General features: G+C 59.5%; 13 protein-coding genes and 1 pseudogene. 13 read left to right on the forward strand and 1 reads right to left on the reverse strand.

Annotated features, from left to right (window positions below):
- Nucleotides 1–182: 182 nt before the first annotated feature.
- From ACFSNN_RS15740 to ACFSNN_RS15800, 13 genes and pseudogenes are all read left to right on the forward strand, one after another.
- Nucleotides 183–755, forward strand: coding sequence for a TagK domain-containing protein (locus tag ACFSNN_RS15740; protein ID WP_166799248.1), 573 nt, complete (start codon nucleotides 183–185; stop codon nucleotides 753–755).
- On the forward strand, nucleotides 752–1,624 hold the full coding sequence (locus tag ACFSNN_RS15745; RefSeq protein WP_134456935.1) for a type VI secretion system accessory protein TagJ: 873 nt from the start codon (nucleotides 752–754) through the stop codon (nucleotides 1,622–1,624). Before ACFSNN_RS15740 ends, ACFSNN_RS15745 begins: the two co-directional genes overlap by 4 nt.
- Nucleotides 1,621–2,157, forward strand: a complete 537-nt coding sequence (gene tssE / locus ACFSNN_RS15750) for a type VI secretion system baseplate subunit TssE (RefSeq protein WP_134456934.1) — start codon at nucleotides 1,621–1,623, stop codon at nucleotides 2,155–2,157. Before ACFSNN_RS15745 ends, tssE begins: the two co-directional genes overlap by 4 nt.
- Nucleotides 2,158–2,172: 15 nt before the next feature.
- Nucleotides 2,173–4,062 carry a type VI secretion system baseplate subunit TssF gene (gene tssF / locus ACFSNN_RS15755; protein WP_134456933.1) on the forward strand — a complete coding sequence of 630 codons (1,890 nt, stop codon included), beginning with the start codon at nucleotides 2,173–2,175 and terminating at the stop codon, nucleotides 4,060–4,062.
- Entirely contained in the window at nucleotides 4,062–5,174 is a 1,113-nt protein-coding gene (tssG, locus tag ACFSNN_RS15760; RefSeq protein WP_134456932.1) for a type VI secretion system baseplate subunit TssG, read from the forward strand. The genes tssF and tssG overlap by 1 nt, the downstream gene beginning before the upstream one ends.
- On the forward strand, nucleotides 5,167–6,273 hold the full coding sequence (locus ACFSNN_RS15765) for a type VI secretion system protein TssA (RefSeq protein ID WP_134456931.1): 1,107 nt from the start codon (nucleotides 5,167–5,169) through the stop codon (nucleotides 6,271–6,273). Before tssG ends, ACFSNN_RS15765 begins: the two co-directional genes overlap by 8 nt.
- A gap of 30 nt (nucleotides 6,274–6,303) precedes the next feature.
- Nucleotides 6,304–6,690 carry a DUF3592 domain-containing protein gene (locus ACFSNN_RS15770; RefSeq protein WP_166799247.1) on the forward strand — a complete coding sequence of 129 codons (387 nt, stop codon included), beginning with the start codon at nucleotides 6,304–6,306 and terminating at the stop codon, nucleotides 6,688–6,690.
- 47 nt (nucleotides 6,691–6,737) lie between these two features.
- Complete coding sequence (locus ACFSNN_RS15775) at nucleotides 6,738–7,238, forward strand: hypothetical protein (RefSeq protein WP_244322772.1); 501 nt, start codon at nucleotides 6,738–6,740, stop codon at nucleotides 7,236–7,238.
- A 40-nt stretch (nucleotides 7,239–7,278) separates the two neighbouring features.
- Entirely contained in the window at nucleotides 7,279–7,695 is a 417-nt protein-coding gene (locus ACFSNN_RS15780; RefSeq protein ID WP_134456928.1) for a DUF3592 domain-containing protein, read from the forward strand.
- A gap of 189 nt (nucleotides 7,696–7,884) precedes the next feature.
- Nucleotides 7,885–9,669, forward strand: a pseudogene (locus ACFSNN_RS15785) (type VI secretion system Vgr family protein); the annotation flags it as partial.
- A 198-nt stretch (nucleotides 9,670–9,867) separates the two neighbouring features.
- Nucleotides 9,868–10,299, forward strand: a complete 432-nt coding sequence (locus ACFSNN_RS15790; RefSeq protein WP_134456926.1) for a DcrB-related protein — start codon at nucleotides 9,868–9,870, stop codon at nucleotides 10,297–10,299.
- 85 nt (nucleotides 10,300–10,384) lie between these two features.
- A complete protein-coding gene (locus ACFSNN_RS15795; protein WP_134456925.1) occupies nucleotides 10,385–14,539 on the forward strand; it encodes an RHS repeat-associated core domain-containing protein in 4,155 nt (1,384 codons plus the stop codon).
- 11 nt (nucleotides 14,540–14,550) lie between these two features.
- Complete coding sequence (locus ACFSNN_RS15800) at nucleotides 14,551–14,952, forward strand: Imm50 family immunity protein (protein WP_134456923.1); 402 nt, start codon at nucleotides 14,551–14,553, stop codon at nucleotides 14,950–14,952.
- Nucleotides 14,953–14,987: 35 nt separating this feature from the next.
- On the opposite strand, the gene ACFSNN_RS15805 is transcribed toward ACFSNN_RS15800, so the two are convergent.
- Entirely contained in the window at nucleotides 14,988–15,209 is a 222-nt protein-coding gene (locus ACFSNN_RS15805) for a SymE family type I addiction module toxin (protein WP_134456922.1), read from the reverse strand.
- Nucleotides 15,210–15,221: the final 12 nt, after the last annotated feature.

The following is a 15,221-nucleotide window of genomic DNA, read 5'->3' on the forward strand; positions in this document are numbered from 1 at the left end:
TGTTCGGTATAGCGGGTGCAGGTCAGCATGGACCTGCTGGGCGTCAGGCAATGGCATTTCATACTTACTTTCGCAAAGTTCTTGGCAAGCCGTCGCGCGCAACCGCTGATCGGGGTGCTCTGCATCGTGACCCGTCCTGGATTCACATGGGTTCACGCGGGCAGGTTCATGGGCAATCACGTATGGAACGTCAAGGGCTGGCCGGCTCGGATCGCAGCGACTGCTCACCGGAGTCGAGCGAGGCTATCTTCGAGTTGCTGGGTTCGTCGACGAACGCTGCGTGTGACACGTCGGCATACGAGCGGCCGGGCGCGTCGACACATACCGATCGGGACGATCTTCTCGCCACGCTCAATGAACAGTATTACCACGCGCTCGAATCGCCGTACTTCCTGCCCAACTCGGAATGGGTCGGGTCGTCTGCAAACGGGATACCCGGATTGGGCAAAGAGGCGATGGGTGAACGAGCCCACGCCGAGGATGATTCAAGTTCAATCCACAGTCTGCTATCCGACATCGACGTGCTCGAGGAAGCCTTCGATGCGTTGCACGAGGGCAGCGTGTCGGATCTGACCGGGCACGACGCGGTGCCGGAAATCCTTCGCCTGTTCGCACCAGCCGAATATCACGCGTCGGCGGCGCGCCGCGTGGAAACGGCGCCGCCGCCGGTCGCGCGGCGGGACCATCACACGCTCGCGATAGACAGCCCGCTAGCCGCTCTGAACCCTCACATTCACCACGAGTCCAACGAATGACCGCTCAACCGCTACACGATGTTTTCGCGAGCCAGGATCGCCAGTGGTCGCCGGCAGCGCGGATCGAAATGGTCGAGGCGAACATTCGTAGTCAGCCGACGTTGGCCACGCATCGCTGGATGTTGTTCAAGTGGCTATGTATCACGTACCAGTGGACGCGCGCCATCCAGCAACTCCAGGTTTTTGCCCAATTGGAGCCGTCGCAGGCGTCCGTCGCGCAAGCCTGTCGAGACCTGATTCGCGCGGAGCACTGGCGCGCAAAAGTCATGGCCGGGCAGCAGGAGCCGGGGTGGATATTCGGCGACGCGCCCGCGTGGATACATGGCATGGTCAGTGCACTCAAACTGTCCGCGCAAGGACAACAGAACGCGTCGGATGACGCCCGGGAGCGCGCGTTGAATCTCGCTCCGCTGGTCCCCGGGCACACCTCGAATCAGCATTTTGAATGGATCGCCGACAGCGATTCGCGGTTGGGCCCGGTCTGTGAGCTAATTACCGCGGGGCGCTATCGCTGGCTTTCGCTGGCGGATCTCGCCAGTTGGCGGATCGAAAGGCCGTCGACGCTACTCGACCTCGTGTGGGCGCCGTGCACGCTGTCGCTGATCGACGGCGCGGTGGTGCGCGGCTTCATGCCGGCACGTTACCCGCTCGCCGCCCATGGGTCACCTGTCCTTGGCGAAACGCTGCAACTCGGACATGAGACCGTTTGGCATGAGTCGGGGCGCACCGCCGTCATTGCATCTGGCCGTAAGACCTGGACGACAAGCGTGGCCGATTTCGATCTGTTCGAATTGGCTGACTGTTCGTTTGGTCCCGCCGCAGTGGACGGCGCCGCACACTCGGGTGTGGCGGCAGGAGTGCAGCGATGAGCCGCAAACGTCATGAGCCGGACCGAACGGAGTCCGCGCCGCGCCAGGCCGACGCACAGCTGCTGCCCACGCTGTTCGATCGGCTGCGCGACGACGCACCGCACCGGCAGACCGAGGCACCCGGCGACTATGCGGTCAGCCGCGCGCAGATGCGCGACATCATCCAGCGCGATCTTGCGTTTCTGCTCAACGCGACCAGCATCGAAGACCTGATCGATCGGAAGCGGCATTCATACGCGGCCGCATCGACCATCAACTTTGGCGTGCCGCCGCTCGCAGGGGCGTTCATGGCGTCGCACAAATGGGCAAAGATCGAGCAGGTGATACGGGGCGCCATACACGACTTCGAGCCACGCCTGATTGCACATACGGTGCAGGTCGTGCCCCTCACGGATGTCGATAGCCAGAGTCACTACAACCACCTTGCGTTCGAGATCCGCGGAATGATCCGCATGGACCCCTATCCGCTCGAGTTCATGGTGCAAAGCTCGCTCGACCTTGAAACGAGCCGCCTGCACGCAGCGGCTCGTTGAACACAGGACATTGTTATGGATCCGCGACTCCTCGATTACTACAACCAGGAACTGATGTATGTACGCGAACTGGCGGGCGAGTTTGCGCAACTGCATCCGAAGGTCGCACGCCGGCTCGGCATGCAGGCCGGCGAGATGACCGATCCGTACGTCGAACGGCTGATCGAGTCGTTCAGCTTCATGGCGGCGCGTATGCAACTCAAGCTCGACGCGGAATTCCCGCGCTTCACGGGACGTCTGCTCGAGGTGATCTACCCGAACTATGTGGCACCGACGCCGTCCATGGCGGTCGCGCGTTTCTATCCGAGTCCGAGCGAAGGTAACCTCGTCGAAGGCTTCCCTGTGCCGCGCGGCAGCATGCTCACGGGCAAGAAGTCGCCGGGGGAGGACACACTGTGCGAATTCCGCACGGGCCAGGACGTCGCGCTGTATCCGCTCGAGATTACCCATGCAGAACTGACGGGGATTCCGCCGGACATTCCCATGCTCGACCGCTTTGTGCCGCCCCATACGCAAGTGCGTGGCGCATTGCGGCTGCGGTTGCGTTCCATGGGCGAGGCCAAAATCGCCGAGCTGCGCGGACTCGACCGATTGCCGGTCTATCTCGCCGGAGATGAGCAGGTTGCGTCGCATCTGTTCGAACTGCTTCACGCGGCAGGCGTTGCGTCGATCACGGGCGAGCCTGGGTGTTTCGGCGACGCGGCGCGTCCCTTCTGTGCGGTCACACATGGCGCGGTCGCACACGAGGGGCTTGGCATCGATCAGGGGTTGCTGCCGCTTACCTGGTCGAAATTCCATGGTCACAATCTTCTGCACGAATATTTCGCATGTCCGAGTCGCTTTTATTTTTTCACGCTGACCGGGCTGCGCGAAGGGCTGAGCAAGGCAAAAGGCCATGAAGTCGAGATCGTCGTGCTGCTAGATCAGTCGCCGGACCGGCTGATCGGCCTTGTCGACGCCTCGCGTTTCGCGCTGTTCTGCACACCCGTGATCAATCTGTTTCCGCGCAAAGCGCAGCGCATCGAATTGAATACGGCTAGCACTGAGTTCCATCTGGTTCCGAAGCGCAGCGCGCCGCTCGACTACGAAGTCTATTCGGTCGAAGCGCTCACGGCGCAGGTCGGCAAGAAGTCGACGGAATTCGCCTTCCGGCCGTTGTATCAAACGCTGAACAATGACGAAGGCAACCACGGGCGCTATTTTTCGCTGCGCCGCGAACGCCGGTTGTTATCGGACTCGGCCCGCCGCTACGGCACGCGCACACCGTACATTGGAACAGAAGTGTTCGTGTCGCTGGTCGACCAGCAGGAAGCGCCCTATCACGAAGGAATGCGTTATCTGTCGATCGACGCCTGGCTGACCAATCGCGACTTGCCGAATCTGTTGCCGCGCAACGGCGTGGACGATCTGGACGCCGTTGATTCGGTGCCCGCGATCAGCGTCGGCTTGATTCGTGCGCCGAGTGCGCCTCGCGCGCCGTTTGCCGAGCGCGAAACCGCATGGCGGCTTATCCGGCAACTGAGCTTCAACTATTTGCCGCTGGAGGACATGGATCACCGGCCTGGCGGGCAGGGTGTGCGCGACATGCTGCGCCTGTTCCTCACCGGCGACGACGTGGGACCGCGGCGTCAGGTGGAAAGCCTCGTCGGCGTGAAGACGCGGCCGGTCGCGAGGAAACTGCCCGGTGGCGGCCCGCTGGTGTTCGGTCGCGGCATCGAATGTCAGTTGACGGTCGATGAAACCGGCTTTTCCGGTTTGAGCCCATACCTGTTCGGGCTGATTCTCGAGCACTATCTGGCACGGCACGTATCCATCAATTCGTTCACGCAGACCGAGCTTCACTCAATGCAGCGCGGCCAATTGATGCGCTGGCCCGTGCGCATGGGCACACGCGGAGTGGCTTGATGGAGCGGGCCTTATTCACGTCAACGCTGCGCGACACGGCGTTATCGGCGGATGCAGTTGAGCGGCTGCAGACGCAGCCATGGCATTTCGGATTTTTTTCGCTGATGCGCCGCATTGGTGCCGATGTGCGTATCGATGCGATCGGCAAGGCGCGGCGTCCGCGTGCCGAACCATTCCGGCTAGGCCAGAAGCCGAGCCTTGCATTCGCGCCGCGTGAGATCGCCAGTGTGGGCCAACTCGGCGGGCGCCTGCATATTCGTCTGTTCGCGCTCGGCATGCTTGGGCCGAATGGGCCGCTGCCTATCCACATGACGGAGATTGCCAGGGAGCGTGAAGAAAGCAGGCGCGATACTACGTTGGTCCATTTCCTCGATATTTTTCACCATCGCTACCTCACGCTGTTGTACCGCGCGTGGGCCGACGCACAGGCGACCGCTGGACTCGACCGTGCCGGGCCCGATAGCGAACGATTCTCCTTTTATGTCGCGAGCCTGACCGGCCAGGATACGCGCGAGATTGGGCAGCGCGATTTGCCCGCACACGCGCAACTTGCCGCGTCTGCGAATCTCGTGCGTGAAGCCCGCAACCCGGATGGCTTACGCATGACGCTCGAGCGGTATTTCGGCGTTCCCGTCGCGATCGAGGAGTTCGTTTTTAACTGGATCGACGTTGCCGCCGACGATCACAGCTATATCGGCAAGCCTGGTGCCGCGGCGACGATGGGCGACGGCGCGATGCTCGGTGAGCAGGTGCCGGATCGTCAGCACCGTTTCCGGATCGTCGTCGGCCCGGTCGATATCGACGAATACCTGCGCTTTACGCCTCGCGGTGCGGATCTGCCGCAACTCGCCGATTGGGTACGGAGTTTCATCGGTCGCGAATTCGAATGGGAGCTGGAGTTGCGCATCCGCGCACAAAGCGCGCCGCCTGCCGTGATGGGCGGCCCGCAGCAATTGGGCTGGTCGGGATGGCTCGGTCGCTCGCCCAGCGGCGAGCCGATTACCGGCATGCGCTTCGAGCCCGAACGCTATGCCGGCACGTTCGCGAAACAACGTATCGACGCGGCGGACAAGCGTCGGGTCACGCCGCAAGTGAAGGGACGAGATGAATAGCAGCAAGAGACAAGCGACGGCAAAGGTGTCGGCGGTCAAGGCCGTCCCACCCCTGCCTCACGACTGGATGTCACCGGTCGACGCCGCCGCGCCGTGCGGGGCCGACCTCGAATACGACCCGGAATTTGTCGTGCTGTCCGCGCAGATGGTCGTGAAAGTGGACGCGCAGTACGGCGACTTCGTGGGGATACCGGAACCGGTGAACTGGAGCGAGGTCGAGCGCGATTGCCGACGTCTGATGATGCGCAGCAAGGACATGCGTCTCGCGGTGTTGTTCACGCGTTGCCGCACGAGGCTCGCGGCAGCGGCGGGACTGGCGGAAGGGCTGGGGTTGTTGGCCGCATGGCTCGCCGCGTTTCCCGGCGCGCTCCATCCCCAACCCGGTGTCGACGACGATCAGGAAGCGGCGCTCGAAATCCGCATGAACGCTTTGCAGGCGCTAACAGATTCGGATGGATTGCTGTCCGACCTGCGGGAAATCGCGTTGACGCGTTCCACCGCCACGCGCCTTCAGATGCGCGACGTCGAGCGCGCGTTTGCTCATCCGCGGCCGGGCGATGCGCTCGCGCCCGAATCCGTTACGCGGCAACTTGAAGATCTGCGCATCCAGCAGCCGGACATGCTTCGCGGCTTCGATGACGCGCTCGCGAGTCTGGAGTCCATCGATGCCTGGTGCAAGGCGCATCTGGGCGTCTACCAGCCGGACCTCGCTGCGCTCACGCGGCTATTGCGGCGGGTGGCGGGAGATCGCTCGCGCGTGACGGTGGCGTCAGTTGACGGATTGGTGGAGGCAATGTCGCCCGACGATGCCGGTGCGGCGGCATCGTCGAACGAGGAGACGCGCGTCGAGCATGACAACGTTTTGCCGCCGGCCGCTCGCGCCGCGCCGGTTAGCCACGGCGTCAACGTGGCCGCGGTGGGTCGTGAGGGCGCTTTGGAGCGTATCCGGGAAGCTCGATACTGGTTCGAGCAACACGAGCCGAGCAGTCCAATCCCCGTGTTGCTGAAGCGCGCGGAACGGTTTGTGGGGAAACGGTACGTGGATGTCGTCAGGGCCATTCCTACGGAGTTGCTCGAACAATGGGATTGCGAGGAATAGTCGTGGTGCGCGATGTTTAGAGCCTTCACTGTGATTGCCATCGGAACAGCGCTTCTTGTCGCGGCGTCGCTGACGGCGATGAATACCCGGCATTTTGTTTTGTCGTCGGTCGTGGTTCCCGGGCGGGTTGTCGCACTGAATGCGGGCGGGAGTCATCCGGAAGTGGCGTTTGTGACACGAAGAGGTGAGCGCCTCTCTTATCCCGAGGGTGGATTCATCTTCGATATGAAAGTGGGGGAAGTCGTGCAGGTTCGCTATGCAGAAGACGAGCCATTGCAGAGCGCGACGCTGGATAAGGTCGGCACGATCTGGTTTGGCCCGATCTTGCTCACACTCCTTGGCGGTGGGTTTCTGGTTGCCGGTTTGTTGAGTTGGCTACGAACGAGAATGAAAGGGGGTAGAGCATGTCGTGGCTGAGGCGAAGTCAGTGGCGGTATTCCACTGGATCTACCGCGGGCGCGGGAGTGGATTTCATTGTGGCCTCGGGCGGTTGGATCCAGCTCACGGATCCCGCGCTGCAACCATGCGATTTTCATTACGGCGGAGCAGGCGTCGGCCTGCCTATGGAGCGGCTTTTGCCGACAGGAATAACAATGCCGAAATTCGGCCTGCCGCAGATCAAGGGACATGAGTTCGGAGGGGCCGGCTCGTCGCAGGACTTTCTCAGCGCAGGGGCCGTGTGGATGACACCCGCCTTTGCGGGAAAGGAGCTATGTCGCGAAGATATCCGGGGTGCCACTGTGTATGTGGATGCCGGAATCGGTATGGTCGGTGGATTTGGCGGGTCGGCGATGCTGTTGGGTATCAACTCCGTGTCGCTGATGATGGGCATCATGAACCCAGCCCTATCCGGTCTTGCCGCAAGAGCTCTCGACGAAGCGCCAGCCTTGCTGCTAATGGGGGGATTCACCATGGGTGTGCAGGCAGGAGCGGGAGCCGGTCTGATGGTGGGCTACTTGCACTAGCCTGTGTCAGCAATGAAATTGTCGAAACGTTTCATCTTTGATGTTTAGATTTTTTGCATCGCTTGTGCTCGGGTGTGCGTTTCTGTTCGCCGCGCTAATCAACGTTTTGTCCACATGGCAAGTCGTGCAAAGCTCGGTTGTTGTGCCGGGCAGAGTCGTCGCCCTGAGCGCCGGAGGAAGCCATCCGCAGATCAACTTCATGACGCAGGAGGGTGAGGTGATTTCGTATCCGCAAGAAGGCTTTATTTACGGCATGAAGGTCGGACAGGATGTCAAGGTCAGGTATGCGAAGAATCGCCCACTTCGAAGCGCCAGAATCGACGCTTTTGGGTCGATATGGGCCACAGCACTAGCTTTCACGTTTATCGGCGCTTGTGCGATTCTGACCGCGGTCAGTAACTGGGCGAGGAAACAGGAAAGCGGTAACGGTCGACATGAGGTACTTGCGAAAGAATGATTAAGGATTCGCTACCGGTAGTCGAACGTGTGGCGTGCGTTGGCCAGTGTTCTTTGCAAGCCGGTTTCTGCGCGGGCTTGTTTGTCGGCATGTTGCACTGAAAGAGGCAGAGCGTGATTGTGCGGCGGTAGCGAACTCTCAGCCGCAAACCATAGATTGAAGTGAAAACACTATCTCAATAGATTCGTTATGCTTAATTTACTGGCAAGCCGTACCGTTACCATGGAAGGGCCGGCAATCCCGATGTCGTCCATGAACGAGCCGCTGTTGGAGCTAAAAGCGATACAAGGCACCGAAATCCTTTCGGGAGTCTACCGCTACACGCTGTCGTGCCGCACGCCACTCGGAATTCCCGCGGAAGAGGCCGCCAATCTCGACCTGAAATCGATGATCGGCAAAGAGCTGACTGTCACGATCCAGTTGGACGGCATGGGAACATTCATGGCCGGGATTGAAGGAATGGCGGGAATGGGCAATATCGGGGCAGGCATCCGCGAGATAAGCGGCATAGTGACGGAGGCCCGTTACGCGAATCAGACAGACCAACACAGCAATTACAACCTGGTGCTGAAGCCCTGGATCTGGCTGGCCGACCAGAGGTCTGATTTCCGGATATTCCAGCGCAAGACGGTCGTCGAGATCATCGAGAACGTGTTTGACAAATACATGTACTCGTACGACCTGCGTCTGAGTGGCTCGTATCCGGTGCTGGACTATCAGGTTCAGTACGGAGAAACGGATTTTTATTTTATTCAGCGATTAATGGCTGAGCACGGCATTTATTGGTTCTTCGAGCACTCGAATACGTTTCATCGCATGGTGCTCGTGGATCAGCTCGGCGCGCACAAACCGGTAGAGAGCGTCGCCTATCAGAACTTGTGGTATTACCCGCCGGGACACAAGATCGATCAGGAATACATCCACGCATTCGACACGGGCGGCGCGCTCCAGTCTGGCCGTTGGACGACGAACGACTTCGACTTCAAGAAACCTGCGGCACGCCTGACTGTGCAGAACGAATTGCCTCAGGAGACAGCGCATAACAACTTCGAACGCTACGAATGGCCGGGGGATTACACCGACCCTGGGCACGGAGAGCAGCTCGCGCGCTTGCGTATGGAAGAAGTGCGGGCACAGGGCGAGCGTGCGTCGGGCAGCGGCAACTTGCGCGACGTGGTGTGCGGGACGACCTTTCATCTGAACGGTTATCCGCACGACGCGGCGAATCAGGAATATCTGGTGATCGGTGCCTCGTTCCTGGCAACGGAATCCGGAGAGACAAGCGGCACAGGCGAGTACTCGTTCAGCACGTCGTTCACAGTCCAGCCCGCGACGACGGTGTTTCGGCCGTCGAGCAAACAATATCCGAAACCACGTACCAGCGGACCACAAACGGCGATCGTCACGGGACCTCCGGGGCAGGAAATCTGGACCGACCAGTACGGCCGCGTGAAGTTGAGTTTTCACTGGGATCGATCGGGTGTGAAAGACCAGAACTCGTCGTGCTGGATACGTGTGTCCTATCCGTGGGCGGGCAGCAACTTCGGTGGCGTGAACATACCGCGCGTGGGTCAGGAAGTGATCGTGGATTTCGTCAATGGCGATCCCGACCGGCCGCTTGTAACGGGGCGCGTTTTCAATGCTTTCTCGATGCCGCCCTGGGACCTGCCGGGCAATGCGACGCAAAGCGGCATCATCAGCCGTTCAATGAAAGGCGGCAAGTCTAACTACAGCGGTATTCGCTTCGAAGATAAGCAGGGCGCGGAAGAGTTCATGATCCAGGCGGAGAAGGATATGAACACCACTGTCAAGAATAACGAAACTCATGTGGTGGGAACGGACCGGACCAAAATCGTCAACGGGCAGGAAGTGACCACGGTGCAGGGCGACCGGACGCAGACGGTCAATGGGCAACACATGGAGACAATCAAGCACGATATCTCCCAGACATCGACGGACGGCAACGTGAGTGTGACGTCCGAAAAGGGCACCGTGACAATTTCCGCGAAGACGCAGATCAAGCTCGTTGTGCAGGGAACGACCGTCGTCCTGACTCCGAAGTTAATCAGACTGATTTCAAAGACGATCGAAAGTCAATCTTCCGCGGAAACGAACATGAAAGGCAGCAAGATCTATCTGAACTGCTAACTGCCTCTGAACAGCCAATAGACAATGACAGTGCACTACACAATGCATGAAGGCAGGATCACCTTGCCCGCCGGCTATAGTGACCGGACAGTAAATATTTTCGTACAGGAGCCGATGACGAATGGCCTTTCCAATGTCCAGGTTGCGCGAGACACCGCGCGACAGGGAGAAGCACTCGATGATTATGTGAATCGCCAGATCGCTTTGCTAAAGCGGAAGATCAAGGGCTTGTCTGTCACTTCACGCGAGGCAGTTGTGCTTGCGGGATGCCGCGCGGACGGCATCGAAATCGAAACCCGCTATCAGAGTAATGGAAAGTCTGTCTATCAACGCCAATGCGCGGTCTTTATTGCCAACGACAGGGCACTCATCTTTACGGCGACCAATACCGTCCCGTTCACCTCTGAACAACTCGCGATCTGGCGGCGGATGACCGATACATTCGTACCCGTCTGATCGATCGTCACTGTCGTCTGTCCAGTTGATCCTGTTTGCGCCGCTGCCGGTGCACGGTATTTAAGAGCGCGTCTAGAGGAAGAGCATGTTCGAAGCAGCACGTGTCGGAGACGAGATACAACATACGTCGGCCCTGGCTGGTTTTCTGATCGGCGCGATACTTGGCGCAGCGCTGATTTTCGCCGTTGCAATGTTGACGATCAGTTGTCCGTTTCTTGTTGGATTTATTGCAGGCTTTCTGGCCAGCATGATTGCGGAACAGATAGTCAATATTGCGACCCAGTTAGGCAGCCTGTTTGCCAGTACAACCGGCAGTATTACGGAAGGTTCGGCGAATGTGTTTGTCAACGGGCGGCCAGCCGTCCCCGCCAAAATCAGCGCTGCCGCGTGCGATCACGATACGCCGCACGAACTGGCGGCATGTGGATCCAGTACTGTATTTATCAACCAGCACGTCGCCGCACGTAAAGGCGACGACATTCAATGTGGCGCGACGATTGAGAAAGGGTCGAAGAACGTATTCTTTGGCAGCGACAAGGCATGTGAAATAGCGGTAGCCAGTGAAATACCGGCGTGGGCAGTGAATCTCAAGAACGCGTTGTTTCTGGTCGCGGGCGTTGCAGGCGGCTTGGCGGGCGCGCTAAAAAACGGCATGAAAGCGACATGTCCGTGTGTCTTGAAGTTTCTCGCTGGCCAGGTTGCGGGAATCTACGTGGGTTCCAAAATTTCGGAGGGCGTGTCTGGGCTGTTCGGTCATCCCGTCCATGTGCCGACTGGTCAGAAAGTTCTCGTCAACGAGCTGGATTTCGAGTTGCCCGGCCTCTTACCGTTCTTTGGGTCACGCTCGTATTCCAGTGCGATCGATACGTGCGGTATGTTGGGCCGCGGCTGGCAGCATAACTGGGACATTCACCTGAAACGCAGTAGCCGCGGTCTCGAATATGTCGGATTTCAGGGGCGCGAAGTCGGTTTCGACGATATCCCGGCCGGTCAGTACCAGTACAACTCGTTCGAGCAACTCTATCTGTCTCACGCGTTGGACGGCCGCTATGTTCTAAACGGCCTCGACGAAATCTTTTACGGATTCAGCGTGCATCCGCTGAACGGCCGGCACGTACTGGAGCGTATCGAGGACAAGTTCGGACATTTCATCGAGTTGCGTCGAGATTCGGGCGGCGCACTCGTCGAGGTGCGCAATGACGCGGATGTCGTCCTTGAATTGCATCATGCCGATGGACGCTTGATCGGCGTCGACCGCATCGACGGTACTCGACGCAGTCTTGTCCGTTACGGCTACGATGAAAATGGGCAGCTCATCCGCGTGCGCGATCGAACCGACACGCTGGTGCGACAGTTCGCCTATGCCGCCGGGTTGATGATCCGGCATGCCAACGCGCTTGGCTTTACTTGCAGCTACCGTTACGCGCAATACGGTGACGAGTGGCGGGTGGTCGAGCATGCCACGGATTCCGGCGATCGGTACACGTTCGCGTACGACATCGAGTCAAGGCGCGCGAGCGTCAGTAGCGAAGCGCTTGGCACGCAGCATTGGGAATACGACGCGGACAGCCTGGTCACGCATTGGACCGACTATCTGGGCGCGCGCTATCAGTTCGAATATGACGGGCACCAGCAGCTAGTGCGCATCGAGTCTCCAGGCGAGCGGTCGCAGCGTCTCGATTACGACGCACTTGGGCGAATCACGAAAACGGTAGATGCCACCGGCCGGGTCTGGCAAAGCACGTATCACCTCAAAACGCTGCGACTGTCGAGCAACACACTGCCTGACGGCAGCGTCTGGAAGTGGAACCATACGGAACAGGGTCTGCCGATCGAACGGATCGATCCGCTCGGTCAGGTGGCGCGGTTCGAACACGACGGGCGCGGACTGCTCACGTGCTACACCGACGAGCGGGGCGGCACGAACAGCTTCATCTACGATGACCGCTATGGTTTGCTGCTGAGCCGCATCGATTGCTCGGGCTCGACCACGCGCTATGCGTGGAATGACGAGAGCGAACTGGTCCGCCAGACCGATGCGCTGGGGCAGGTGACGCAGTTACTGCGCAATGCCACCGGCGCGGTCGGCACGGTGGTTCATGCCGACGGCACGCGCGAGACATTCGAGTACAACGCGCTGGGCCAGATCAGCCGGCACAGCAACGCGTTGGGATACGTCTCGCGGTGGGACTACACGCCGCGCGGGCAGGCCGAGCGTTACACGGACCGGCTGGGTCGCACGCTTGCCTATCGTTACGACGCGCATGGGCAACTGGTGAGGCTGACCAACGCGAACGGGGCGAGCTACGACTTTAGCTATGACGCTGCGGGTCGCCTGACTGCCGAGGTCCGTCTGAACGGCGTGCGGTGCGAGTTGCGCTACAACCCGAACGGCGAAGTGATCGCGCAAACGATGACGGGCCGGCACGGTGAATCGGAAACGATCGGTCTGGAGCGGGACGCGGCCGGGCGGCTGATCGGAAAGCACGGCAGATGCGCGACGACCCGCTACGTCCATGACCCGCTCGACCGCGTGACGGCGGTTCACCGGCAGCCGTGCGCGGTCGGCATGGCGCTGGGCATCGAGGCGTGCGAAGTGAGTTTCGAGTACGACGCGCTGGGCCGGTTGCTGGCGGAAACCGTGGATGGCCAGCGTTCGGAGTCGCACCATGACGCGCTCGGCAACGTGATCGAACGTAGGCTCCCTCTGGGTCAGCGGATCTCGATGCTGCACTACGGCTCGGGGCACGTGCACCAGATCAGCCTGGACGGTGAAGCGCTCATCGATATCGAACGCGATGCGCTGCACCGCGAAGTGCAGCGCACGCAGGGGCCGCGTGTCTGCCGCACGACTTACGATCCGCGCGGGCGCACGGCGTCGCGGCTGAGCGAACGCTCGGGACGCGAGGAAATGGCGGACAACGATCCGCTCGGCTCGGCCTATCAGTACGATCTTGCCGGCAATCTGCATCAGGTGATCCGGCAGGGCAGCGGTACGCGCTCGCGCGGCACGGTCCATTACACGTACGACGTGATGGGCCGGATGACGGGCTTCCACGACGGCAACGGGCTGAACGAGAGCTGCCTCTACGACGCGGCTGACAACCTGATCGACGCGACGCGTGACAGCGCGGCGAGCCGGATTATGGACGATCTGCTCAGCCGTTTCCGGCAGACGGGCTACAGCTATGACGGCTTCGGGCAGCTTAAGCGCCGGGTGCAGGATGGGCTGGTGCAGGACTTCGTCCATGACGACGAGGGGCGGATGGTTCGCGCGTCGGGCCAGGGCCGGCATGGCTGGCACAGCACGGCCTATCGATACGACGCGATTGGCCGGAGAACGGGCAAGGTTACGCGTCGCACGGCGGCGGACGGCGCGGCGCTCGTGGAGGAGACGCGCTTCGTGTGGGAAGGCATGCGCATGGTGCAGGTGCTGCGCGATGAGACGGTGCGCACGTATGTCTACTCACCGGATTCACCGTACCGGCCGATGGCGCGGGTGGACCAGCCTGTTGTCAGTGTCGACGGACAGTGCCGTGCGGGCGGACGGCGCGTTGTGTGGCATCACCATGCGCACGACAATGGTCAGGTGTACGACGTGACGGGTGCAAACGGCGAGGTGGTGTGGGAGCCGGGTTTCACGGGTTTCGGGGAATACAGGGGAACGGAGTGGCTCGACGACAGGCCGTTCGACGAGGCGCTGCGGTTTGCGGGTCAGTATGCGGACGAGGAAACCGGGCTGCATTACAACACGTTCCGGTACTATGATCCGGCGACGGGACGGTTTGTCAGTCAGGATCCGATCGGGTTGGCGGGGGGATTTAATCTTTATGCGTATGCGCCCAATCCGGTATTGTGGGTTGATCCGTGGGGGCTGTCGTGCGAAAGCGAAACAAGCGCATCTGCTAGTAAATTCCCATCAAGAAATGCTGCACTCAGAGCGGCAAAAAGAGATGCTGGAATACCAATGAGACAACAGCCTGATCGCGTTGACCTCGTCAATCTTACGGATAGAAGTGGCAAGAATATTTTGGGTGAAAATCATCAGCCGATTAAAACGCGCGAATACACTTTTACTCGCGAAGACGGCTCTCAAATTGTTATTCAGGATCATTGGCCTGGCCATAGTTACGGTCCGGCAGGTACGCCGGGGAACCAAGGGCCTCATGTCAATGTGAGACCCATTGAAGATACCCGCAACGGCACAGTACCTGGTACGCTTGAGCACTATCCATTTTAGAGGGATGCGCAATGTTGCACTGGACTGATTTATTGACGGATAAGAAAAAATTAATGGCCATTTATGGAGTAAATTTACCATCTCTTGATAAGGTGAATGTTCATGAGGTCATCTTTCATCGTGATGGACCAACGGTCACCTTTCGAGTTGATTTACTGGAATATCCGTCATCTCCTCCGAAAAAATGGATTGAAAATAAATTCAATACTGTTCAAATTCGACTTTCATGTTCAGATGTGAAATATTCGTCTCTTCATGGCTGGAATCACACCTCATTCGTTGCAAGCATTGGCCTGAATAGGGATGGTGAATTGATAACGCTTGCATTGAATGGCGATGGGCTATCTGTCTGCCTTAAATCTGCTTTTTTAGATGTGAGTTCAATTTCAGCCTATATTGATAGTCTGCATTAAATATAGGAAAGGGCCGCGCGCGGCCCTTTGTTCAACTACTCTGCGGTAATGGTCAGCCGCCCCCATTCGACATTGATCCTCACGCGCTGGCCTGCTTGAAAACCCGCGTGCTCGATCCATCGCCCTGCAAGCTTCATCCACGGGTAAAGCGGTGGGATAGTGGGGCTTCGCCAGTTGCGCCTGTAGCGCATTGACTGCTGGATGGTCACGAAGCGTTCCGTGACGGGTGGACGTGCTTTAAGATTGGTGTCAGCCATGATCAACTCCTT

This window comes from Paraburkholderia dipogonis (assembly GCF_042680985.1).
GTDB classification, from domain to species: domain Bacteria; phylum Pseudomonadota; class Gammaproteobacteria; order Burkholderiales; family Burkholderiaceae; genus Paraburkholderia; species Paraburkholderia phytofirmans.